22 protein-coding genes and 1 riboswitch are annotated in these 24,687 nt (G+C 46.9%); of the genes, 19 read left to right on the top strand and 3 right to left on the bottom strand.

Annotated features, from left to right (window positions below; all coding sequences use genetic code 11):
• Window positions 1-34 precede the first annotated feature (34 nt).
• The 10 genes from NYR53_RS30565 (at window position 35) to NYR53_RS30520 (ending at window position 10,064) form a co-directional block, all read left to right on the top strand.
• Complete coding sequence (locus NYR53_RS30565; protein ID WP_261302798.1) at window positions 35-1,135, top strand: Gfo/Idh/MocA family protein; 1,101 nt, start codon at window positions 35-37, stop codon at window positions 1,133-1,135.
• Window positions 1,136-1,199: 64 nt separating this feature from the next.
• Window positions 1,200-1,298, top strand: a riboswitch (TPP riboswitch).
• A gap of 401 nt (window positions 1,299-1,699) precedes the next feature.
• Window positions 1,700-2,320, top strand: coding sequence for a thiamine phosphate synthase (locus NYR53_RS30560; protein ID WP_261302797.1), 621 nt, complete (start codon window positions 1,700-1,702; stop codon window positions 2,318-2,320).
• Window positions 2,321-3,655 carry a glycine oxidase ThiO gene (thiO, locus tag NYR53_RS30555; protein ID WP_261302796.1) on the top strand — a complete coding sequence of 445 codons (1,335 nt, stop codon included), beginning with the start codon at window positions 2,321-2,323 and terminating at the stop codon, window positions 3,653-3,655.
• Window positions 3,639-3,842 carry a sulfur carrier protein ThiS gene (gene thiS / locus NYR53_RS30550; protein ID WP_056828733.1) on the top strand — a complete coding sequence of 68 codons (204 nt, stop codon included), beginning with the start codon at window positions 3,639-3,641 and terminating at the stop codon, window positions 3,840-3,842. The genes thiO and thiS overlap by 17 nt, the downstream gene beginning before the upstream one ends.
• Before the next feature lie 5 nt (window positions 3,843-3,847).
• Window positions 3,848-4,615: a thiazole synthase gene (locus tag NYR53_RS30545; protein ID WP_261302795.1), complete on the top strand. Its 768-nt coding sequence runs from the start codon at window positions 3,848-3,850 to the stop codon at window positions 4,613-4,615.
• Window positions 4,616-4,732: 117 nt separating this feature from the next.
• Entirely contained in the window at window positions 4,733-5,620 is an 888-nt protein-coding gene (thiD, locus tag NYR53_RS30540; protein ID WP_261302794.1) for a bifunctional hydroxymethylpyrimidine kinase/phosphomethylpyrimidine kinase, read from the top strand.
• Window positions 5,617-6,261 carry a thiamine phosphate synthase gene (gene thiE, locus NYR53_RS30535; protein WP_261302793.1) on the top strand — a complete coding sequence of 215 codons (645 nt, stop codon included), beginning with the start codon at window positions 5,617-5,619 and terminating at the stop codon, window positions 6,259-6,261. The genes thiD and thiE overlap by 4 nt, the downstream gene beginning before the upstream one ends.
• 13 nt (window positions 6,262-6,274) lie before the next feature.
• The gene (gene thiC, locus NYR53_RS30530) at window positions 6,275-8,059 is read left to right on the top strand and encodes a phosphomethylpyrimidine synthase ThiC (protein WP_261302792.1); all 1,785 of its coding nucleotides are present in this window, start codon (window positions 6,275-6,277) and stop codon (window positions 8,057-8,059) included.
• 280 nt (window positions 8,060-8,339) lie between these two features.
• Entirely contained in the window at window positions 8,340-8,945 is a 606-nt protein-coding gene (locus NYR53_RS30525) for an ArsR/SmtB family transcription factor (RefSeq protein WP_261302791.1), read from the top strand.
• Window positions 8,946-8,948: 3 nt separating this feature from the next.
• Window positions 8,949-10,064, top strand: a complete 1,116-nt coding sequence (locus NYR53_RS30520; protein ID WP_261302790.1) for an aminopeptidase — start codon at window positions 8,949-8,951, stop codon at window positions 10,062-10,064.
• 427 nt (window positions 10,065-10,491) lie between these two features.
• Here the strand turns inward: NYR53_RS30520 and NYR53_RS30515 are convergent, their stop codons facing one another.
• Window positions 10,492-11,343, bottom strand: a complete 852-nt coding sequence (locus NYR53_RS30515; RefSeq protein WP_261302789.1) for an AraC family transcriptional regulator — start codon at window positions 11,341-11,343, stop codon at window positions 10,492-10,494.
• Window positions 11,344-11,542: 199 nt separating this feature from the next.
• Between NYR53_RS30515 and NYR53_RS30510 the strand changes: the two genes are divergently transcribed.
• A complete protein-coding gene (locus NYR53_RS30510) occupies window positions 11,543-12,394 on the top strand; it encodes a sugar phosphate isomerase/epimerase family protein (protein WP_261302788.1) in 852 nt (283 codons plus the stop codon).
• Window positions 12,395-12,530: 136 nt separating this feature from the next.
• Window positions 12,531-13,196: a TVP38/TMEM64 family protein gene (locus NYR53_RS30505; protein ID WP_261302787.1), complete on the top strand. Its 666-nt coding sequence runs from the start codon at window positions 12,531-12,533 to the stop codon at window positions 13,194-13,196.
• 117 nt (window positions 13,197-13,313) lie between these two features.
• Here NYR53_RS30505 and NYR53_RS30500 read toward each other — a convergent pair whose 3' ends face one another.
• Window positions 13,314-15,311 (bottom strand): alpha-amylase family protein, encoded by a 1,998-nt coding sequence (locus tag NYR53_RS30500; RefSeq protein ID WP_261302786.1) that lies wholly within the window; start codon window positions 15,309-15,311, stop codon window positions 13,314-13,316.
• 140 nt (window positions 15,312-15,451) lie between these two features.
• Entirely contained in the window at window positions 15,452-16,336 is an 885-nt protein-coding gene (locus tag NYR53_RS30495) for an AraC family transcriptional regulator (protein ID WP_261302785.1), read from the bottom strand.
• A gap of 465 nt (window positions 16,337-16,801) precedes the next feature.
• Between NYR53_RS30495 and NYR53_RS30490 the strand changes: the two genes are divergently transcribed.
• From NYR53_RS30490 to NYR53_RS30460, 7 genes are all read left to right on the top strand, one after another.
• Entirely contained in the window at window positions 16,802-18,109 is a 1,308-nt protein-coding gene (locus NYR53_RS30490; protein ID WP_261302784.1) for an ABC transporter substrate-binding protein, read from the top strand.
• 88 nt (window positions 18,110-18,197) lie between these two features.
• The gene (locus NYR53_RS30485; RefSeq protein ID WP_261302783.1) at window positions 18,198-19,082 is read left to right on the top strand and encodes a carbohydrate ABC transporter permease; all 885 of its coding nucleotides are present in this window, start codon (window positions 18,198-18,200) and stop codon (window positions 19,080-19,082) included.
• Window positions 19,083-19,100: 18 nt separating this feature from the next.
• Complete coding sequence (locus NYR53_RS30480) at window positions 19,101-19,928, top strand: carbohydrate ABC transporter permease (protein ID WP_261302782.1); 828 nt, start codon at window positions 19,101-19,103, stop codon at window positions 19,926-19,928.
• Window positions 19,929-19,967: 39 nt separating this feature from the next.
• Window positions 19,968-21,002 carry a LacI family DNA-binding transcriptional regulator gene (locus tag NYR53_RS30475; RefSeq protein ID WP_261302781.1) on the top strand — a complete coding sequence of 345 codons (1,035 nt, stop codon included), beginning with the start codon at window positions 19,968-19,970 and terminating at the stop codon, window positions 21,000-21,002.
• A gap of 66 nt (window positions 21,003-21,068) precedes the next feature.
• A complete protein-coding gene (locus NYR53_RS30470) occupies window positions 21,069-22,022 on the top strand; it encodes a carbohydrate kinase family protein (RefSeq protein ID WP_261302780.1) in 954 nt (317 codons plus the stop codon).
• Window positions 22,022-23,392 (top strand): family 4 glycosyl hydrolase, encoded by a 1,371-nt coding sequence (locus tag NYR53_RS30465; protein WP_261302779.1) that lies wholly within the window; start codon window positions 22,022-22,024, stop codon window positions 23,390-23,392. The genes NYR53_RS30470 and NYR53_RS30465 overlap by 1 nt, the downstream gene beginning before the upstream one ends.
• Window positions 23,392-24,675 carry a glycoside hydrolase family 125 protein gene (locus NYR53_RS30460; protein WP_261306582.1) on the top strand — a complete coding sequence of 428 codons (1,284 nt, stop codon included), beginning with the start codon at window positions 23,392-23,394 and terminating at the stop codon, window positions 24,673-24,675. Before NYR53_RS30465 ends, NYR53_RS30460 begins: the two co-directional genes overlap by 1 nt.
• Window positions 24,676-24,687: the final 12 nt, after the last annotated feature.

Here is a 24,687-nt window from a genome sequence, read left to right as displayed (position 1 = left end):
AAATGGCGTATTAGCTTATAAGGAGTGTTCGATCATGTCAACAGCTAAATTGAAAATCGGAATTATAGGCTGCGGCGGCATTGCCAACCAAAAACATATGCCTTCTTTAGCGAAACTCACCCATTTAGGCGAAATGGTCGCTTTCTGTGACGTCGTTGAAGAGCGTGCTGTGAAAGCTGCAAAGGAATTTGGAACAGAGCAGGCGAGAGTTTACGTTGACTACTGGGACTTATTGCAAGACGAATCTATTGACGTTATTCATGTGTTGACTCCCAACCTTCAGCATTCCTTCATAACGGTGGCTGCACTGGAAGCGGGTAAGCATGTCATGTGCGAAAAGCCGATGGCCATCAATTCGATTGAAGCTAAAAAGATGCTAGAGGCAAGTAAGAAGACAGGAAGGAAATTGACCATTGGTTATCAAAATAGGTTCAGAGACGATTCACAGGTATTGTACAAAGCATGCCGCCAAGGTGAGTTCGGCGATATTTATCTGGCCAAAGCCCATGCTCTTCGCAGACGCGGCGTTCCGACCTGGGGCGTTTTTACAGACAAAGAGCAGCAAGGTGGCGGACCGTTGATCGACATTGGCACGCATGCGCTGGATTTATCTCTTTGGTTCATGGACAACTACAAGCCGAAATCGGTGACAGGATCGGTATTCCACAAATTGGCGGATAAGTCCGAAGGCAACATGTTCGGTCCATGGGATCCGAAAAGCTACGAGGTTGAAGATTCGGCTTTCGGATTTATCAAAATGGAGAATGGTGCAACCATATTCTTGGAATGCGCTTGGGCGCTGAATATAACCGATACCAGAGAAGCCATGACGACCCTGTGCGGAACAGAGGGTGGAGCGGAAATGAAAGGCAGTCCTGCTATCGGCAAAGGCGAATTGGTTTTCAACAGCGCTAAGTATGGAAAATTAGTGGAAACCAAGGCTACGACAGGCGGAGGCATCGCATATTTCGACACAGGTGCCGAAGATCCAGGCGTGAAAGAGGCTAGGCAATGGCTGGAAAGTATTCTTAATGACACGGAACCTCTTGTCAAACCTGAGCAAGCCTTCGTTGTTACCCAGATTTTGGAGGCTATTTATGAATCGGCAAAAACGGGGAAAACGATTGAATTTTGATCCACAAAAATTTCTATTTCCAAGCGTTTGATGACGTGCTATGATATTTAACAATTGCATACGAATGAATCCCTAGGGGCGCCGCAAGGCTGAGACAGAGCAATCTGAACCCTTTGAACCTGAACTGGGTCATACCAGCGGAGGAAAGTGGAACGATCATTGAGGCCATCTTTGTATGCTTATTAGGCGGCAACCTACAACCACTTTTCTTTGGAAAAGTGGTTTTTTTCATGTCTGAAATAGGTTATTTGGGGGCTGGGCCTGGGAGTTTGTGAGTAACGAGCAGCTTTAGGGGTGTTTAATGACGTTAAAGTTGGAATATATGAGATAGCTGGTGGGTTAGTGATGTTTTTCAGCGTTAAAGTAGCTGATTGCTCGTTGTGAGCGAGTATCGAGCAGCTTTGGCTCCATTTTTCATTGCTAAAGTGTATGTGAAGGGGAAAAGTGACTCCGCAGTGATGAACATGCTTAAAAACCAGAAAGTGAAGCTAAATAAGGAAAATTCTCGTTTTGTAGTGTTTTTCTGTTTTAAGGCAAAGAGCAGGAAAGGAGTTGAGTCTCTTAATGACTGGATATGAACTGCATGTCATTTCCAATGGTAAGTTACCTTGGACAGAGTTGGCGGCGATTGCAACTCAGATTCATCCCTATGTTACAGCCATCCATATACGTGAAAAGACGAAATCATTAGACGAGATCTTCCTAGGTGTTCAGTTTTTGCTCGAAACAGGTATTCCGGCGAAAAGCCTATATATCAATGGCTACCCGTCCATTGTCACGGCTGCGGGACTAGGTGGATTACAGCTTCAGGGCAGCACCCCGCCACTTGTAACCCTAAGAGAATTCTGTCAGGGAGTGCAGAGGACTGGCGTATCGATACATAGTGCGGAGGAAGCTAAGCAGCGAGAGCAGGAGGGTGCGGATTATGTGATGTTTGGTCATATTTTTGCTTCGAATTCTAAGGTGGGTATCCCGCCTAAAGGGTTGGAGTCGCTCAAAGATGTGGCAGCCCAAGTATCAATTCCGATTATTGCGATCGGAGGCATAAGGCCTGAGCGGGTAAGTTCAGTTTTGGAGGCAGGAGCTTCCGGAATAGCTGTGATGAGTGGGATATGGGAAGCGAAGGATCCGTTAGCCGCAGTGAAGGCTTACGCCAATGAGTTAGAGCGAAAGGAGGTGGGATAAATGAAACATACGAACGATGTGATCATCGTCGGCGGCGGAGTTATTGGCTCCTCGATCGCCTATAACTTGGCAAAGCGAGGCCAGTCCGTCCTGCTCCTCGAGCGCGGAAGGCTTGGCATGGAAGCCTCGGCAGCGGCAGGGGGCATGCTTGGAGCACAATCCGAGATGGAGGACACGGGAGCGCTTTTCCAGTGGGCCCGGCAAAGCCGAGCGATGTTCCCCCAACTGAGCGAGGAACTGAAAGCTCTCACGGGCATCGACATCGGTCTCGTCCGTGAAGGTCTGCTGAACGTGGCGCTCAGCGACGTTCAAGAGCAGGAGCTTCGCGCGAGAGAGAAGCTCCAACGCGCAGCGGGCGAGCAGGCGGAGTGGCTGAGCGCAGCTGCAGCCGCCAAGCTCGAGCCCGCCTTGAGCGGGGCGACGCGCGGAGCCTTATACCTGCCGGGTGATGGGCAGGTAGAGGCGCCGCTGCTGGCGGCGGCGTTCGCGCAGGCAGCCCGGGTACTGGGGGCGAAGGTGCAAGAATTCGCCCAGGTACAAGGGCTGCTGACGGAGCGAGGCCGAGCCGTCGGCGTTATGACGAGCGAAGGTCCGCTCTATAGCGATCACGTCATTGTGGCGGCTGGTACGTGGAGCGGACAGCTGATGGCCGGTATCGGCGTCGACTTGCCGGTGTATCCCGTGAAGGGCGAGTGCTTCTCTGTCTTTACTGCGAAGCCGTTGTTGAAGAAGACCTTGTTCACGACAGGGTGTTATATCGTCCCGAAAGCCGGAGGACGACTACTGGTCGGGGCGACGGTAGTGCCGAACAGCTACGACCGCAAGGTGTCGCTGGCTGGGCTGGCTGAGCTGATGGATCGCGCGAGGCTGCTCATGCCCGCGATTGGCGAAGCCGAGTGGGAGAAAGCTTGGTCGGGTCTGCGACCGCAGACGACAGACGGGCTGCCGTACATCGGCAAAGTGCCGGCGTACGAAGGTTTATATGCCGCTTGCGGGCATTACCGCAATGGGATTTTGCTTAGTCCGATTACGGGTAAGGTGATCGCGGATTTCGTTTTGGGCGGGGGAGAGGAGAACTTTCAGCTAGAGCTTGAGCTGGGATTTGAGGCAGGATCAGGGACTGGGTCAGGGTCAGAGATAAGATCAGGAATAGGAACAGAGACAGGACCTGAGACAAGATCCGAGGCAGGAACACAGACCTGTTCGGCTGTGGAATCGTTGCTCGATGCTTTTAGCCCAGATCTATCTGAGCAATCGAAGCGGATTGGGCGGCGTGAAGGGAACCTATTTTCAGCCACAGGAAAGGAGCTGCACGGCATTGAAGCTGCACATTAATGGGCAAAACGTAGACATTCCAGATTCGATCCGAACCATTGAAGAGCTGCTCGCTCATTTTGATTTGAGTGAGAAGATGCTCGTCGTGGAGCATAATGAAAACATTTTACAAAAAGAAGATCACGCGAAAGTTGAGCTTTCTGAAGGACATAAAATCGAAATCGTTCATTTTGTTGGAGGGGGATAATTCTTATGTTGAAAATTGGTCCTTACGAGTTTCGTTCACGGTTATTGCTAGGCACGGGGAAATTTCCGGATTTCGATATTCAGAAGCAGGCGGTTGATGTTAGTGAATCTCAGATTTTGACGTTTGCGGTGCGACGTATGAATATTTTTGAAGCGAGTCAGCCTAATTTCTTGTCGATGCTGGAAGTGTCGAATTTCACCTTGCTGCCGAATACGGCAGGCGCCAAAAATGCTGAAGAAGCTGTACGTATCGCGAAACTAGCGAAGGCTTCCGGACTATGCGACATGATTAAAGTCGAAGTTATTGGAGACGAAATGACGCTGCTGCCTGACCCGGTTGAAACGTTGAAAGCCTCGGAAATGCTGCTAGAGGAGGGCTTTATTGTGCTGCCATACACATCAGATGATGTTCTTTTAGCCAAACGTTTGCAAGCCCTCGGTGTTCATGCCATTATGCCTGGCGCATCCCCAATCGGAACAGGTCAAGGGATCATTAATCCGCTGAACCTGAGCTTCATTATCGAGCAAGCAACTGTGCCTGTCATTGTCGATGCCGGCATTGGCGCTCCTTCAGACGCGGCGCTTGCTATGGAGATGGGAGCCGATGGTGTGCTGCTCAACACCGCTGTGTCGGGTGCCAAGGATCCGGTTAAAATGGCTTACGCCATGAAATTGGCGATCGAAGCCGGACGTGCCGGATTCGAAGCGGGCCGTATTCCGAAGAAGCGATATGCATCGGCCAGTAGTCCGATGGAGGGTTTTAGTCGCGTTTAGTTGGGGGAGAGGTGAGAGGTCACTAAAGGTCTTCTCAGCAAATGTTACCCGGCTGAAGCAAGGATATGGGTCTGAGAGAGCGGACATGTAGAGGTTGAAGCTGAAAGGAGGAGTAAGATGTCTGTTTACAAAGCATTAACGATCGCGGGCTCGGATAGCGGAGGTGGTGCGGGGATTCAAGCAGATCTGAAGACGTTCCAAGAACTCGGCGTTTATGGGATGTCGGTCATTACCGCAGTAACTGCGCAGAATACGCTGGGTGTTCAAGGGGTTTATCCGATGAGCGCTGAGGCGATCGAGCAGCAGTTAGCCTCTATTGGGGATGATTTACCTCCCGATGCACTCAAAACGGGGATGTTATTCAGCGGTGACATTATACGAATTGTAGCGGCTGCGATACAAACCTATAAATGGGAGCGAGTCGTGGTTGACCCAGTGATGATAGCTAAAGGCGGGGCCTCCTTGCTTCAGCAAGAGGCTTTTGATGCGATGATTCACTCGTTATTGCCGCTGGCCGATGTGGTTACACCGAACATACCTGAGGCTGAAGCGCTTAGCGGGATGCAAATAACGGACAGCGAGTCGCGTCAGCTGGCTGCGAAGCGGATACATCTCTATGGCTGCAAGAACGTGATGATTAAAGGCGGTCATGAACTGAATACGGAGCATGCAACTGATTTGCTGTATGACGGGAAATCTTTCACGGAGTTTTCTTCCAGACGCTTGGTTACCAAGCATACGCACGGTACAGGATGCACGTTTGCTGCGGCGGTCACTTCGGGACTTGCGCAGGGATTAACGACGAAAGAAGCCATCCAACTGGCAAAAAGATTCATCCAAGCTGCAATTGCGGAGCCGTTAAACATAGGAAGCGGTCATGGTCCTACGAACCATTGGGCTTATCAACGAAGTGTCAGAGCGACTAATGCTCATGATTCAGTGGCAAAAGCGGAAGCTGATACGATCATAATCAACGAGAATGTTCACATTCGAGGTGCACGATGAATAGCGAGCAGCTGCGCAAAGCGCTGCGTTTGTACTTGGTCATGGGCAGCCCAAACTGCGGCGGGGCTGACCCGGCTGTGGTGCTTGAGGCCGCGATTGCCGGCGGCATCACGATGTTTCAGTTCCGCGAGAAGGGCGCCGGAGCCCTGCAAGGGGCGGCGAAGCTCGAGCTAGGCGCGCGGCTGCGCCGCCTGTGCGCGCAGCACGCGATCCCCTTCATCGTCAACGATGATGAAGGGCTCGCTCTAGAGCTTGAGGCCGATGGTATTCACATCGGCCAAGAAGACGCCCCAGCCGCCGACATACGGCAGCGGCTGAAAAATATGATCGTGGGCGTCTCGGCCCACGATCTCGCAGAAGCCCGGTCGGCGCTCGCCGAAGGCGCCGACTATCTGGGCGTAGGCCCCCAATACGCCACACGCACCAAGCTGGATGCGCGTGAGGTCCAGGGGCCAGCCGTCATCCAGCGGATTCGCGCAGGCGGCATCCGACTGCCGCTCGTTGGCATCGGAGGCATCGATGCCACGAATGCATCCCACGTCATCCGCGCAGGGGCGGATGGCGTAGCCGTAGTCAGCGCGATTGCAAGCGCGCACTCACCACGTGAAGCAGTAGCTGATCTGCTTAGAAACATCAAATAGAGGAGGAATTCGTATGACAACGACAAATAGTAGTTCCGTGAAGGACGTCCAAATTTCGACATTTCCAGGCAGTAAGAAAGTGTATGTTCAAGGTTCAAGACCAGATATTCAAGTACCAATGAGAGAAATTTCGTTGGGAACCTCCACGAATATACACGGAGAGGAAGTAGCTAATGATCCCGTGCAGGTTTATGACACAAGTGGTGTTTATACCGATACAGAACTGAAAACGGATATCCGTCAAGGTCTTCCTGCCAATCGCTTACCATGGATCGAAGAGCGCGGCGATGTTGAATCTTACGTTGGACGTGAAGTAAAGCCGGAGGATAACGGGCTTACATCACCTGATGCAAGAGGGGCTGCTGAAATGTTCCCAGGCTTACAACGCAGGCCGCTCCGAGCTAAAGAAGGTTGTAACGTGACACAAATGCATTATGCACGCCAAGGCATCGTGACACCAGAAATGGAGTACATTGCGATTCGAGAGAATCTCGATGCTGAATTCGTTCGTAAAGAAGTAGCAATAGGTCGTGCCATCATTCCTTCTAATATTAATCATCCCGAAAGCGAGCCGATGATCATCGGACGCAACTTCCTTGTGAAAATTAATGCCAATATCGGAAATTCCGCCGTCGCTTCTTCCATTGAGGAAGAGGTCGAGAAGATGACGTGGGCCACCCGTTGGGGCGCGGACACGATTATGGATTTATCGACGGGCAAAAACATACATACAACACGCGAGTGGATCATCCGCAACTCCCCGGTTCCTGTTGGAACGGTGCCGCTATACCAAGCACTCGAAAAAGTGAACGGCAAAGCAGAGGACCTCACTTGGGAAGTGTACCGTGACACGTTGATTGAGCAAGCAGAACAAGGTGTTAGCTACTTCACAATCCATGCGGGCGTACTGCTGCGTTACATCCCTATGACAGCTAAGCGCGTAACGGGTATCGTCTCCCGCGGTGGATCCATTATGGCCGCATGGTGCCTTGCTCACCACCAAGAGAACTTTCTCTATACGCATTTCGAGGATATTTGCGAAATTATGAAAGCTTACGACGTCGCTTTCTCCCTTGGTGACGGACTGCGCCCTGGTTCGATCGCGGACGCGAACGATGAAGCCCAATTCGCCGAACTGGAAACTCTTGGCGAGTTGACGAAAATCGCTTGGAAGCATGACGTCCAAGTCATGGTTGAAGGACCAGGCCACGTGCCGATGCACTTGGTCAAAGAAAACATGGACCGTCAGCTGGAAGTCTGCGAAGAAGCGCCATTCTACACGCTTGGACCGCTGACGACCGACATTGCGCCAGGCTACGACCATATCACCTCTGCCATTGGGGCAGCGATGATCGGTTGGTTCGGCACGGCGATGCTGTGCTATGTGACGCCGAAGGAGCATCTCGGCTTGCCGAATAAAGAGGACGTACGCGTAGGGGTTATCACGTACAAAATCGCTGCGCACGCCGCCGATCTGGCTAAGGGCCATCCGGGAGCGCAAATTCGCGACAACGCGCTGTCGAAGGCGCGCTTCGAGTTCCGCTGGCGCGATCAGTTCAATCTTTCACTCGACCCGGAACGCGCCATCGAGTATCACGATGAAACGCTGCCGGCCGAAGGCGCGAAAACGGCGCACTTCTGCTCCATGTGTGGACCGAAGTTTTGCAGTATGCGAATTACGCAAGATATAAGGCAGTACGCACACGCACAAGGGCTCGACGAAGAGTCCGCACGAAACAGCGGTATGGAAGAGAAGTCCAAAGAATTCCGGGAAGCAGGAAGTCAAATTTATCGATAAAATTGAGGGACGTTTCCACCATTAAAGGGTGACAGAAACGTCCCTTTTTGCTACCATAGAGAAAAGCTTAGCTTCGTTAATCCTTTAAAGCGTTGAAACGGTCAAAAAAGAGGACATTCATGCTTGCTGAGACTGCAATTGACATGAAATCCATTTCGCATTATGATACGGTTAAAAAGATTTGACCGTCGTTTAATTAATCTCATTAAGAGATTAAGCGTTGACCAAAAAGCGCATGTTTAAGGGCTAGATTGGTACAATAGAGGGAGGTCGAGTCCATATGAAGCTGCAACCGGTTTTTATTATTGAAGAACTCGAGCAATTAAAAACGATAAGCGATCCACTTCGCGCAAAGGTGTTACTTTATTTAATAGAGAAAGCTTACACTGGTCAGCAGTTGGCTAAAATGCTGGGTATGGCGCGTGCAAAAGTGCATTATCATTTGAATGAGCTTGAGAAGCATGGCTTGATTTCGGTCGTTCGTACGGAACTCAAGAATGGTATTTTGCAAAAGTTTTATCGTGCAGTAGCCCGCGGCTTCGTCCCTAGTGAAAAACTGCTGCCTTACGTTTCAGAGGTAGAGAATTACTATCGTGAGAGGACGCTTAGCGTACTTGGACGTGCCAGACGCAGAGCGATTAATGCCCCTGAAGAGGCGTTTCAAATTCCTTCTTCTGATCGTACACAATGGCCGATTATCATGACTCAGGTCGAAGTTAAAATGAGCAAAGAGAAGTATGCAGAATGGCTGAGAAAGTTTCGTGCTCTTATCTTTGAGCTCGATGCGTCACAGGAAGAAAATGGGGAGTGGTTTTATTTGACTACGGTCGGCTTTCAAACGAATGAGCCGTCTTTTGACCCTGTTGTAGAAGAAGAGGAGAGATAAAGGATGCTGGATCCAAGACTAACGAAGCTCGCAGATGTGCTTGTGAATTATTCGGTTAAAGCGCAGCCTGGCGAAAATATTTTGATAGAAGCGTATGGCATTGATTCTGCTCTTGTGAAAGAGATCGTGAAAAAGGTTCACGCAGCTGGCGCGCACCCTTACGTCAATGTAAGAGATCATGTAATTATGCGTCAGCTTATCATGAACGGTACGGAAGCTCAAATGCAAACATGGGCAGATGCCGATGCTTTCCAAATGAAACAAATGCAAGGCTACATAGGTGTACGCGGCGGAGCTAATATCTATGAATTGTCGGATATTCCGGCAGATCGGATGAAGCTGTATAATTCGATTTATTATCAGCAGGTTCATTTTGATGTCCGCATTAAAGATACGAGATGGGTTGTTCTTCGTTACCCGACGTCTTCTATGGCACAGCTTGCCAGCATGAGTACGGATGAGTTCGAGGAGTTCTACTTCAACGTATGTACGATGGATTATGGCAAAATGTCCAAAGCCATGGATGCTTTGAAGGAACTCATGGATCGCACAGATAAAGTGCGTCTTGTGGGTCCAGGCACGGATTTGACGTTCTCAATTAAAGGGATCGGCGGCGTTAAATGCGATGGGGAGCTCAACATCCCGGATGGTGAGGTTTACTCCGCACCGGTTCGTGAGTCGGTGAATGGTATCATTTCCTACAATACACCAACGCCTCATGATGGCTTCATTTTCGAGAATATCGTACTTGAATTCGAAAATGGTAAGATCATCAAAGCGACAGCCAATGATACGGATCGCATCAATGAAATTTTCGATATGGATGAAGGCGCACGTTATATAGGAGAATTCGCGATTGGTGTGAATCCTTACATTCAAGAACCGATGAAAGACACGCTTTTCGATGAGAAAATCGACGGCAGCTTCCACTTCACACCAGGTAATTGCTACGATGATGCTTATAACGGCAACAAATCCTCCTTGCACTGGGATATCGTGAATATCCAACGTCCGGAATACGGCGGCGGCGAAATTTGGTTTGACGATGTGCTCATTCGTAAGGACGGTATTTTCGTACTGCCTGAGCTGTTGCAGCTGAATCCGGAAAACTTGAAGTAGAGTAGGCAAGGTTTTCGGTAATCAGGTAGCTACTAGGTATCTCCTCGATTCAGTTAGATGTATTTTGTGCAGCAAATTTGGCTCTAAAGCTCTTATATCCATGATTTAACTGCAAAAAGTGCAGTTAATTTCGGCGATCAGGCTGTTATTTACTCAGAATTGGGAAAATAGATGCACTTTCTTCAGCAAGTCAACTCGCATCGGAGAATACTCACGAATTTGATGTACTTTCTGCAGCTACTAAGCATCAGAGTTAGCGTTCGCCTAGTCTGCGGATTTCATCCTGGTCTGATTACTGCTCTAAGTCCAAACAAAAAAAGGTTGTCCAAAGTCACGATGACTTGGGCGACCTTTTTCTGTTTGGAACCTTTTTCAATGGCACTTTCTCTAATTTGTCTAGCTTCCTGTTCCATTTGCAGTTTCCCGATCAAACCCGCCGCTGCTGGGCCTGATACTGCCGAGGAGGCAGGCCGACAGCCTTCTTAAAAGTTCGGATAAAGTTGGAGTAGTCGTTGAAGCCTGCTAGCTGGCACGTATCTGTGACTGTAGAGCCCTCACGCAGCAGTTGTTTCGCCTTGGCGATGCGCTTGAACAAAATATGCTCATGAATGGTGCTGCCTGTGTGTTTTTTGAACAGCCTGCATAGGTACGAACGATTCATGAATACGACGTGTTCTAGGACCTCGAGCGACAGATCCTGGTCTAAATTTTCGTCAATGTAGGTGAATAAAGAGGAGAGCTTGTCGGGAATCATGATCTGTTCCTCTTGTTTGCCTTGATTTTGAAAAATTCGATTGATAAACACGAGCAGCTCGATAAAGGCTGAAACAAAGAGAATTTCCGAGCCTGGGAGGGCTTGAGGTCGCTTATGCGTTTCCATACGCTCATAAAGCTTCATTATGTCATCAATTTGCGGTGGAGTTAACCGCATCCGATTTTGCTCACCAAATATACGATTATTGAAGCAATCGAGCAAGTTAAACTGAGGGGAATTAAACATCTCCACCAGCTTAGGATTAAAATGGATCACAACGTTCTCATAACGCTGCTTTTTGGATTGGAAATTAGGTCTGTGCAATTCATTACTGTGCATGATCAATAGATCCCCATACTGTAGGGGGTACACCTGTTTTTCAATGAAGTAGTGTACATCTCCGGTAAGAAAGAAATAAATTTCATATTGGTCCTGGTGCTGGTGGAAGTCCAATGGAATCGGATCATGAGTCACGGAATGTCTGAAATTGATCATGCGATGTAGATTCTGGTAAAGTTCCTGCATGTGAGGCTCTCCTCTATATGTAGCTGGAGTCAATATTAGCAAACTTTTGCCCAATTATTGCAATGAATACGTTTTTATTATACTGCAAAATAAGGAATAGTTAAACATTCAACCAGCTCTTGTTAAAAGCGAGACTTTAAGCTGCGCTCAAAGATCCCTGCAAAAGGGGGCCCCAAATGAAATTAGGAGGCATATTCAAATGAAATTATCCGTGTTTACTGTAGCGACACCTGACCTGACACCAGAAGAACTAGCCAAGGCGGCCGTCGCTGCCGGGATTGAAGGCATTGAATGGCGTTTTAAAGAAAATCCTGCTGAGGTTATAAATGAGAAGCCGTCTTTCTGGAGAAATAACCTTTGTTCTATTGATCCAAATGGGTCGGATGAAGAATTGGAACGTTTCCGACTTGCTGCTGTTAACAACAACTTGGTGAACTTAAGCGTCACCCCGTACTTAAACGCTTGTAATGTGGCAGAGACCGAACATGTTTTCAAAGCTGCGCAAAAAATAGGAGCTTCCTTCATTCGTGTTGGTGTTCCTGTCTATGACAGAAGCAAAAATTATAATGACTTGTTTGCAGCTGCTGTGGACTATTTGCACCATGTGCAGGAATTTGCTCAGCAGTATGGTGTTAAAGCCTTAACTGAAATCCACCATAATACGATCACACCAAGTGCTGGATTGGCACATCGGCTGGTTTCGGGCTTCAACCCGGATTACGTTGGGGTTCTGCATGATGCCGGCAACATGGTGCATGAAGGATTTGAGAATTATCGAATGGGTCTTGAACTGCTCGGACCTTACTTAGCGCATGTTCATGTTAAAAATGCAAGATGGTTGCCAACCGGCGAAGAGCAAGATGGTATCAAGCTCTGGAAAAGCGAGTGGGCACCACTAAATGAAGGGGTCGTCAATTGGAAGCAACTGCTGAGTGACCTAAAAGCGGTTGGCTACGATGGTTACCTTGGCATTGAAGATTTCAGCGGTCAATATGGCTCGCAGGAGATGCTGAACAACTTTGCTTCGAAAGTGAAGCAATGGTTGGCATAAATGCTTGTATGTTCGTAGGAGTCTCACTCGTCTTCAGCGGGTGGGGCTTTTTTTCATTTGACAGCCAAAAGGTTGATATTTAGCCCTTGCTTTGTGTAAGATTGAACCCAAGAACTCTGGGCAAGGGAGGGGAGCCATGGCGCGCTCGAAGTCGCTCTGGTTACTATTGTTATGGTTTATAATCGCTGTCGCGGGTCTGCTCGTTTTGAAATGGACCGGTGTATGGGAGCGCTTGGATCTAGATTGGCTGACTGATTGGCTGCGTGACTTAGGTCCACTTGGCGGGCTGCTATATATTATTGTTTATACGCTTCGTCCATTGGTGTTGTTTCCGGCGACACCGTTGACCCTGTATGGGGGCTATGTATTTGGCGCTTTCTGGGGGACTATCTATGATATTATTGGGGCTGGCGCCGGGGCGATGCTTTCTTTCTATATTACGCGCAAATGGGGTCGCAACAGCTTTCAGCGGATTTTGCGAAATAAGAAGCTGCAGTCTTTCGATCAGAAGGCCGAAGACAAAGGCTTTATGGTCGTCCTGTATATGCGGCTAATGCCTTTCTTCCCTTTCGATGGCGTGAGTTATGGGGCAGGACTGTCCAAAATTCGCTTCTGGGACTATACGTGGGGAACGCTGATTGGTATAATTCCGGGAGCCGTTGTTTATAACGTTTTCGGCGCATCACTGCAAAATATTGGATCGGGTAAGTTTTATGCCGCAGTGGGAATGTACATCGCGTTTGCGTTAATACCGCTGCTTCTGAAAAAGACACAGGCTCTAAGGACTCGCAATCGGGCATAGCGCACATACAAAAGGGCCGTCAGGATTCTCCTGACGGCTTTTTGGATTAAGGCAAGCTGGGAACTCTAGGATGGTTAGCCTTAGAGCGGCAAGTTTGAGTGGTTTTCAGAAAATTAGTTAGGTTTGAAAAAGAACCATTTGGTGACCGGTCAGGCTGACAGAAACGGAAGTATATCCTTCATCGTTCGTCATATGAGGGATCATCGTCATCTCAGGCAGCAGCATGACTTGTTTAACCGCCTCGTCCAATTTGATCTGCACGGAGATGTCCTTTAAAGTCAGTATATCTTCGATGACCTGGGTATCTCCACGCAAGATGGGAACGGCATAGAGCAAATGCAGCACGTAATCAGTCCCATTGGATTGACGGGTTAGGTTTACTTTGCCAGCGGAAGGCAGATCGGTTTTCACTGTTGGTGCTGAGATAAACTGCTTAACACACGCAAGGAATAAGTCTCTATACAGCTGCACGCCGTGTTTCCGATACAACCTGAATAGAGGTTGAGCGATATAGATGATATTGCCGTGTTTAATAACAGCCGGATAATCCGCTTCTTCTTTGGCCGGAGCATGGAGATGCGAACAGAAATGCCCGTATCTGCGGTTGAAATAAGGCCTGTAGGACTGGGCTAAGACTTCAGCTTTGTTCACCTGAACTTGATAACCCGATTCATAATTGAGAAAAGGGGATCTCACAAGCGAACCGGTTAGTTGATCCGTGACTGAGGTGTAATCCACATCCCACTCTGATTTCCCTTTAAATTCAACGCCTAGATCCAGCGCGAATTCAGGGCGGTCAACCCGAAGTCCGCTTTCTGCGCTCAAAATCACGTTTCCGCCGCTAGCTAGATAATCTTCAAGTTTACTCTGTAAGGTATCAGATACTCGAATACAGTCGGGCAGTACGATAATGCGATAGACAGAGAAGTCCATCGAGTCATCAATGATATCGAACAAATAGTGGCCCTCTTCCAGCATCATATAAGCACCCATGTCACTTGTTCGGCTATCGTCGGCATCCATGAGTGCATTGGCTGAAAGGATGGCAATTTCGGCTAAGCTGGTCGTATCCTTACACCAGGGTTCTTTGGCCGCAATGCCATCGAAAGCTTCCCCAATAATCCGGTAGGTTTCTTCGTCCATTCGTCCATCTGGGTGGAGCTGATCCCCAATACAAATTCTTGCGCCGAAAGCTAGCATTTGCTGGCATTCATACTTCAGAGCAGCCGGATTTTTGAATCCGCCGAATTCTCCCCACGATTTGTGGAATTTCCCTGTCATTCCAAGATACTGGAAGTCTTGTTTGCGAATGTACCGAACCATGCTGGTGAAGTAATCATAACCCCATCCGCCTGTCGGCAGCGATTCAATGTCGTAATGCGAATAGTAAGGGTAGTATTGTTTTTCGCCCATTTTTTCCGTGCAGCAGTTATGATACAGTCTGGTTTCCGGGTTAAGGGACCAGATGAGTTCGGAGGTCTTCTGCAAGTAATTCAAGTACACTTGCTTGGCCAATTGCTTGCGGTGATCCGCGTTGTTTGCATCAAGACCCATTTCTTTGAGGCTAGCTCGGCAGTAAGAACATACGCAAGGATATTCTCCTACAATATCGTAAAAGATGCCAACGGGCTGGAATCTCACCATAACTTCCTTCGTATAGTCGAGGAGATACTGTAAGTACGGTGTATTCAGACACAGCATATGCCAACCGTCAAAGCCAGTCGAACGGGGGTCCTCTGGATCCGATTTCGGTGGACCGTAAGGGTCATCACCTTCGGGAGCGATCGCCACCCAATCAGGGTGCTCGCGGGCAGAAAGCTCGTTAAATCCGACCGTCATATAGATCGGAGCTTCGATGTCATTTTTGCTGCAAGCATCCAGCATGCGCGGTAACAAATTCGTTTCCAAATGAGGATGAGGCTTCCCGACCTTCGTGTCAAAATAACTCCAACCGTGATGGCACATAGCGAAGACGTTGATGGTATCTACTTGAGCACTTTGCAAAACAGAGATGAATTGTTCTTCATCGAAATGTCTGCCAACGCCGGTAATGTGCTCGGACGTATGGAAGTCCAGATGGACTTGACGGTAACGAATTGATTTGAATGATTTCATAGATTCACATTCTTTCTACGTGTATTGTTATTCCTTGTGAACCATCAATCTGGATGGAAACTCACATTTAGAATAACAAAAGCGCTATGAACTGTCTTTGAAGGAATGTGCCCTATTTGTACAAAACTATCCTAATCTTTTTAATATCCCTCCCTTAATCGTTTGCGATAAGCCGAGGGTGACTCGCCAAAATTTTGCGTAAATAATCGTGAGAAGTAATGTATGGAACCAAAACCAAGGTCTTCCGTGATATCAGTGATCGACAGATTGGTCTCGCGCAGAATCTTTTTGGCTCTCTCCAGCTTGCATTTAATCGCATAAGAATGCGGGCTCATACCTATTTCCTGGATAAATAACTTATGCAGATACGATGTGCTTATCCCTAGTTGCGAAGCCCACTTCTCTATAGAAATATTATGTTGAGGAAATTCCTTCATCTGCTTCATGATCGATTGCATTCTTCTGTCACTTTTAAGGGTGGGATTCCGCCAGAGGTTCGCCAATTCTGAAACAAATTGCTCAAAAGCAGCCCTTCTGAAGAGCTTGGCATCTTCCTGTGTCTGCTCGATATTTTCGATGACATGCAGATATAATTCCATCCATCTCATCTGCTTGGGGGCCTGCACTTTGGTAGGAATCGTAGGCAAATCCTGAAATACGACATTAGGTGAGCACTCGGAAGGATCAGAGATCTGGTCTCCGAAATGAAACAAAGACATATCTCCCGCTCGGGGTCTCGTGTTGATCCAATCGAAGTAAATCGAAGCATGGACCATCGGATGCTGGGGGTCTGAATGAAAAGAGTGGGACAGGCCTGGCGGAATGTAAAATAGCTCTTCTCTGGTACAGGAATACATAGATGTTCCAATGGATATTGAACCCTTGCCTTCATAAATGTACACAAATGAATGTACGAACGATGTGCGCGGACCAATCTGCTCATTGGGACGAAACGGAAAATAATCGGCACGAAATATTTGCGGCACAATGTCCGAAAGCTGTATTGTTTTCACTTCTAGATTCATATATGTAGTGTCACCTCGATCACCTTACTATTTGTATAATACAATACTTTATGAATGAATGAGATTAGTAGGGTGGAATTTTCAATGCTTTGTAAATTTATGCCATTGTCAAAAGAAGATAATCGATTTATACTATGAACCAGAAGGACAGGAATAATTCTGGTATCGATACCAGAAAACGCGTTATGTATTTAGATACAAAATATTTGGGTATTGAACGAACAATCTGGTATCGATACCAGATTGTTCTAATCTTACACAGGAAGGTGGTTAGCCCCTGCGAACGTTTTGCCCATCATTCTGGAATCGATACCAGAAATAATTCTTAGATGAACTGTTTATGCTAATGGATACCGTGAAATCAAGAGGGCGCGTCGTAAGTGGTTGGGGAAAGCTGAAATGAGTCTTGGAGTTACAAAAGTCTGATATGTTATCAAATTTCGCTAAATCGGAGGAACAAAAACTATGAAATTTAAAGCATTGTATAGTGTGCCACTAGCTCTTAGTTTGATTCTTGTCGTTTCTGCCTGTGGTGACCAGAATAATACGAGTACTTCGACGCAAAAACCAACGACGACCAGTTCTAATCAAAATGAAAGCGCTTCTAACCAGAAGGTTGCTTTAACGATGTGGTATTGGAACGGTGCGATATCCGATTCAACCATTGAAGCAGCGAAGAAAAAATTTCCGAATATTGATTTGCAAGCACAGAAACTTCCGTCCGGAGGTGACTATGCTACCAAGTTAAAAACAACCATCTCAGGCGGAGGAAGCGGGCCGGACATCGTAGCGATGGATAGCTGGATTTCTTCCATGCTGCCTTACAAAGAAAAATTCGTCAATCTATACGATCAAGGCGCTAAGGATATTCAGCCGCAGTATTTGGACTGGAAATGGAAAATGGCTTCGTCAGCAGATAACAAATATTTGATCGGTTTGCCGATCGACGTCGCTCCTGTAGTTATGTACTACCGCAAAGATTTGTTTGAGAAGGCGGGAGTGCCGAGCACGCCGGAAGCCATTAAGAGCCAAGTGAAGACATGGGGAGATTATTTCAATCTTCAGCAGAAAGTGAAAGACGCAACAGGATCGCAATTGCTATCCATTGTGGATGTTTTCAGAAACATCATAGGCCAGAATAGCCAAGGTTATTTTACGGAAGATGGGAAATATATTGGTGATCAGGCGCATATCAAAGGTGCTTGGGATATGGCTGTGAAAGCTTACCAATCAGGCTTAACGTACCCGAATGTCAGCGATGCTGAGAAAAATGCCGCAATGAATAACAGCAAGGTTTCTTCTTTCATCGGTGCGTCTTGGGCCGTTGGTGATTTGATTGGCGCAGCTCCTGACACGAAAGGGAAATGGGAGATTGCCTACCCGCCTGGTGGTGTGGGTAATCAAGGGGGATCATTCTTCGGATTGTTGAAAACAACGAAAAATCCGAAAGAAGCTTACGAAGTGATTAAATTCCTTACAAGCCCCGACAATCTGGTTGCTGGGTATAAGGAATTCGGTAACTATCCGTCTACGCCGGAAGTTTACACGAAACCAGAAATGGTCAATAAAAATGAGTTCTTCGGAAATCAAGATCTGAGTCCGATATTCGCTGACGCGGCAAAAGATGTAAAAATCGCACCTGTCGATGCAAGAGACGATATGGTCGGTACTTCTTTGACCGATGAAATTGGATTAATTGACACGCAGAAGAAAGACCCAGAAAAAGCCTGGAAAGATGCGCAGGAGAAAATTAAAAGGCAGCTTTCACGCTAAACTGGATTTGGCAAGAAAAACGAATGAAATAATGGATGTAGGTGAGGAAGGAGACTTCCTCGCCTTGTCCAATTAGCGGAGGAATAGCATGGGAGGTCTTTTTAAAGAAATTTATAAGAGCAGAACACTGTATCTATTTATTTCTCCATTTTATCTATTGTTCCTGATCTTTTCTGTATTTCCCATTTTGTTCTCGATGTACTTAGCCGTACATAAATGGGATGGGATCGGGGAAATGAAATATGTTGGATTCAAAAATTTTGATTATATGCTCCATGATCCGACCTTTTGGAAGGTGTTAGTCAACAATATCGCACTTTGGATATTAGGGAACGCCCCGCAGCTTCTATGTGCATTGGTCGTTGCCTATATCATCAATTTATCCATCGTAAGATTCAAAGGCTTTTACAGAATTGCTTATTTTCTTCCGAATGTAACGGCTATGGTGGCTGTCGTCATTATCTTTCAGTCCTTGTTTGGCAACGAATACGGGTTGATTAACTATTTGATGGAAAAAATCGGCCTTCATAAGATCGCGTGGTTAAATTCTGAATTTGGGGCCAGAGTCGTTATTGCAGCCATGATTTCATGGAGATATATGGGGTATAACGCAGTTATTTATTTATCAGGCTTGCAAAGAATTCCAAAAGATCTATACGAAGCAGCAGAGCTGGATGGCGCTACATTATTTCAAACTTTCACCAAAATTACGATACCTATGCTGAGACCTATCATCTTGTTCTCAGTGATGATGTCGACCATCGGCGGGTTTCAAATTTTCACGGAACCACAAGTATTAGCTGGTAATCAAGCACCATACCCGGGTACCGATACGATCGTTCTCTATATGTTCCGGGAAGGTTTTAATTATCAGAATTATGGTTATGCAGCTGCGGTATCATGGGTGTTATTCATCATCATCGGCTTATTATCCGTCCTCAATTGGAAGTTTTTCAACAGATCGGATGATTGATAAAAAGGAGAATACAAGATGACTGTTGAAGTGTTGACCAAAAAAGTAATCGTAAATAGTTTATTGTTGATCGGTGTCGCGATTTCCATATTTCCATTTTACTGGCTTATTGTCATGTCTACGAATGAGACAAGCGCAATGTTTGCTTTTCCTCCGAAGTTAACGTTCGGAACTAATTTTATGAATAACTTTCATCATGTATTGGAGAAAAGCAATTTTATTCGTGCCTTCTTCAACACGATTTCTATTGCCTTAATTAGCTGCACGCTTCAGTTATTTTTCAATTCATTAACAGGATTTGCGTTTGCCAAATTTAAGTTTCCAGGTTCTAAATTGCTCTTTTTTGCCATGATGGCGACGATGATGATTCCTGCGCAAATGCTTCTCGTACCGCAATTCATCATCATTAAGGAGTTCGGCTGGTTGGGAAGTTATAAGGCCTTGATTATTCCGGGAATGGCAAGTGCATTCGGAATTTTCTGGATCAGACAATATGCACTTGCGATACATGATGATTTGCTTGAGGCTGCGAGAATCGATGGCTGTAATAAATTTGGTCTGTATTGGCATGTTGCTTTGCCGATTCTAAGACCTGCACTAGCCTTTCTCGCTATCACGACGTTTATGGGAGTTTGGGAAGATTACTTGTGGCCATTGATCGTATTGACGGACACATCCAAATTCACATTAATGTTAGCCTTGCAGCAGTTAAAATCGGCTCATACCGCAGACTATTCTATGGTCATGACTGGAGCTCTTATGGCTACCCTTCCATTGATTGTCTTCTTCCTTATTGTGAGCAGACAATTTATCGCTGGGATCACAGAGGGCGCAGTAAAAAGCTAAGATATACGTTGGAAGAGAATTCGTTTTTCAGAAGGCAGGGTGACGAGGTTGGCTCCGAAGATTAAGGATGTCGCCAAACAAGCAGGCGTTTCCGTGACTACGGTTTCGCGGGTGCTTAATGGAGAGAAGTACGTAAAGGACGATCTAAAAGCTAGGGTGAAGAGAGCTATTGAAGAGCTCGGCTATGCGCCTAGTCATATCGCAAGGAGTCTGGTACGGAAAAAGACGAACCTTATCGGTATCATTGTCCCAGACCTCACGTCAAGCTTTTACTCGACCATTCTAAGCAGTATTGAAGAAACAGCAAGTCTGAATGATTACAATCTTTTGGTGTGTAACATTATTGAGGATACCGATAAGGAATTCAAATATTTGAATGTATTTCATGAAATGCGTGTAGATGGCATTATCATTATGCATGAGAAATTAAATGATGAAATCCGGGCATTTTTGAATAAGCTGGACATTCCAATTATTTTCTCAAGTGTAAGACCATCTGATCAAACGTTCCTTTCTGTGATCATTGATGATTACGCGGCAGCCTTCGATGCAACCAATTATTTGATAGAGCTTGGACATCAACGAATTGGCTTTATTGGCGGGGACATGAGAGATGTGACCTCCGGCCAAAATCGCTATATCGGGTACCGCGGTGCTCTATCCGAGCGCAGCATTCCCATCGTAGATGAGTACATTCGGTTCGGCGATTATAAAATACAAAGCGGATACAATCTGATGAAAGAGATTCTGGCTTGCGGTACCCATCCAACCGCTATATTTGCGGTGAGTGACGATATGGCTGTAGGGGCTATGAATTGTATTCATGATCATCAGTTGCAAGTTCCTGAAGACATTTCGGTCATAGGATTTGATGGAAGCCAGTTGACGGAGTTGGTTCGACCACAGTTATCCTCGATGGAGCAGCCTATTCAAGATATGGGGAAAGTTACAGTGGAAACGCTGCTAGATTTGATAACAGGGGATGCGGAAGCACCCAAGGAAGATATCATTTTGAAACACAAGCTTGTTGTCCGCAATAGCTGTGGACCTTATCGTGAAGACAAAAAATTATAGAAAATCATACATGTAAAGAAGCGTAAAAGCATAGATAGTTAACTGGATTGAGAGAGGGAGAGTATATTGAAAAAATTTGATGCGGTGGTCATCGGTGACGCCAATATCGATCTCGTTGTGGCAGGACTTACTCAAATTCCTCAGCCTGGGCAAGAGATTTTCGTTAATAATATGACGATGCATGTTGGCGGGGGAGCGGCTTTGTTCGCGATTTCACTCGCTAAGCTCGGGCTTGATGTAGCTTTTAACGGTGTTCTTGGAGATGATAGCTACGGCCGTTATGTTCGAGACGAGTTCGGCCAATATGGTATCGATACCAGTTTGATAAAAACGAGTAAAACGAGTAATACCGGTATTACGATAGCGATTAATCCCGAGACGGATCGGTCATTTATCACTTATGGGGGATCCAATATGGAGCTTCATATAAAGGATTTGGACCCGTTACAAATCGCTCAAGGGAAACATGTCCACGTGACCGGATATAGAGGAAGACGCAACCACGAAGAATTCATAGCGATGGCCAAAACACTTAAGGAGATGGGGATGACCCTTTCCTGTGATGTAGGCTGGGATGATTCCGGTGAGTGGTTTAAGGGCGTATTCGATTTAATGACTTACTTTGATGTGTTTCTAATGAATGAAACGGAAGCTTTTCATTACACAGGCTTCGATGATATAGAAGAAAGCTTACGTTTTATGGCGAATTACTCTAATCATATTGTAGTTAAGCTTGGTCCAAAAGGGGCCGCAGCCATGAAGGAGGGCCGGATAACGTATCACTCGGCTTTTCCAGCCGAGACTGTAGATACAACTGGCGCAGGGGATTCCTTTAACGCTGGCTATATTTATGGACATTTGACGGGTCAAAATGTGGAAACATGCTTGCAGTACGGAAATGTTTGCGGAGCACTATCTGTCGGCGCTCACGGCGGCAGCACGGGTACACCGGACAAGGATGGGCTGGATGCCTTTATCCTTCAATTCGGAGATCATATCAAACAACGTATGGAGGCGTAATGATGAAATTGACCTTAATCGGAGGCGGCGGGGTTCGCGCCGTGTTATTTACCAAAAGCTTAACGTTAAAAGCAGAAGATACCGGGATTACTAAGCTTGTTCTTCATGATACGGATGAGGAGCAGCTTGCTGTTATCTCGAAGTTATGCCAAATCGTCATCGATCGCAGCGGAATCAACCTTCAATTGGAGACGACGACAGATAGCCGCGAAGCCATTAAGGGTGCCGACTACATTGTAACTACGGTACGTGTAGGTAAGGAATGGTCACGGTATGTAGATGAGCAGATCGCTCTAAAGCATGGCGTGATCGGTCAAGAAACGACGGGGCCTGCCGGGTTCTCGATGGCGATTCGGACGATTCCGGTTCTCATGGAATATTGCGAGATTGCTAAAGAGCTTGCACCAGAGGCTTGGATCTTTAACTTCTCGAACCCGTCTGGACTCGTAACGCAAGCCTTGCGAAATGCGGGCTACGATCGGGTGATCGGAATCTGCGATTCGCCAAGCCATACGAAGCTGAGAATGGCGGAGCAGCTAGAGATCGATCCGAAGGAGCTTGAGGTTGAATTTTTCGGACTTAATCATTTGTCATGGATGACCAAAGTGATTTACCAAGGCAAGGACATTATGACGGAGCTTAAGAATGATCCTGATTTTACAAGTCGGGTGGACGAATTCAAAATGTTCGACAGCGATTTGCTGAAATCACTTCCTTATCTGCCGAATGAATATTTGTACTATTACTACCACCGTGAAAAGGCCTTCGCCAATATTGTCAAATCAGGCATGACGCGCGGCCAGATGATCGCTGAGAATAATAAGGAAATGCTGGGTATCTTACGTGAGATGGATATCGAAAGCAACCCGGATGAAGCCATTCAAACCTATCTGTACTATACGCAAAAAAGGGAAGCTTCTTACATGGCGATTGAAACTAATTCGGCGTCGAAGCCTGTGTTACCGACAGATCAGCTGGAACTGCCTAACTCACTTGGCTATGCGGGTGTCATGCTGGATTTCGTGGAGTCGCTGCAAACGGGTGCGACCCATAATATTGTCCTATCCGTACCGAATGAAGGCAGTATCGAAGGGTTCGCAGATGATGATGTCGTTGAAATTTCTTGTGTTATTACGAAAGACGGAGCAAAGCCAGTTCACATCGGTTCCGTGCCAGAGGAAATGAGTCTGTTGATGAAAAATGTGAAGCTGTTTGAACGGCTTACCGTTGAGGCTGTTAAACATAAGTCGCGTGATTTGGCCATCCAGGCACTCACGGTTCATCCGCTTGTTAATTCCTATTCCATTGCTAAGCTGCTTGTCGATGATTATTTGGAAGCCTATAAGGAGATTCTGGGGGATTGGAAATAATGACCTTGCCTAATGCTGTCACTTCCTTGCTGGAAGAAGCAGAGATTAAGCTTGCTGGGCACCCGAAGCTGCTCGCCATGTTTAAGAACTGCTATCCGAATACGCTTGAAACGACAACCAAAATAATGGACGATAATACCGCATTTGTGTTCACCGGGGATATCCCGGCGATGTGGTTAAGGGATTCCAGCGCGCAGGTGAGGCATTATATACCGCTTACGGCCGGAGACAAAGAACTGCAGGACATCGTGGCAGGCTTGATTCGCAGGCAAATCGCTTATATTCATATTGACCCTTATGCGAATGCGTTCAATGAGGAAGCGAACGATAACCGGTACGATCAGGATCTGACCGAGCTGAATCCGTGGATTTGGGAACGCAAATACGAAATTGATTCGCTCTGTTACCCGATCCAACTATCTTACTTGTTTTGGAAGGCGACCGGACGGATGGATATGTTCGACGATTCCTTCCGGGCAGCGGTTCACACTATTATCTCGCTATGGAAAACGGAACAAAGACATGCTGAAGAGTCTCCCTACCGGTTCGCTCGTGTAGATTGTCCGCCAAGTGATACACTGCGTAATAATCGGATGGGTATGCCCGTAAATTATACAGGGATGACTTGGTCCGGCTTTCGGCCAAGCGATGATGCTTGTACATTCGGCTATTTGATTCCCGCCAATATGTTTGCGGTCGTGGTACTCCGATACATCGAGGAAATTGCCCAGATCGTATGGGACGATCAGGAGTGCGTACAGCTTGCGGCGGAGCTTCGCGAAGAGATAGACTTTGGCATTCAAACCTACGGCACTTATCTTCATCCTAAGTACGGAAAGATCTATGCGTATGAAACAGACGGATTCGGCAATTACAACCTGATGGATGACGCCAATGTTCCCAGCTTGCTGTCGATTCCTTATTTGGGTTACACGATCTTTGAGGATCCAGTCTATCAAAATACGCGTAGATTTGTGCTAAGCGATGACAATCCAACCTTCTTTGAAGGGAAATATGCGAAGGGGATCGGAAGCCCCCACACGCCTGCAGGCTACATTTGGCATATCAGTCTTGCGATGCAGGCTCTTACCTCGGAGGATGAAACTGAAATAAGAGAGCTTCTAGCGATGATCCTGAGCACGGATGCGGATACGGGGTACATGCACGAAGGGTTTGATCCGAATTCCCCGACCGATTATACGCGCCCATGGTTCGCTTGGGCCAACAGCTTATTCGGTGAGTTGATCCACCGTCTGATGGTCAAAGGTTACTTTAATTCATAATGTCTTGACGAA

Source organism: Paenibacillus andongensis (assembly GCF_025369935.1).
Taxonomy (GTDB): domain Bacteria; phylum Bacillota; class Bacilli; order Paenibacillales; family NBRC-103111; genus Paenibacillus_E; species Paenibacillus_E andongensis.
The sequence above is the reverse complement of the archived record's forward strand: the minus strand, read 5'-3'. Positions and strand labels throughout refer to the sequence as shown.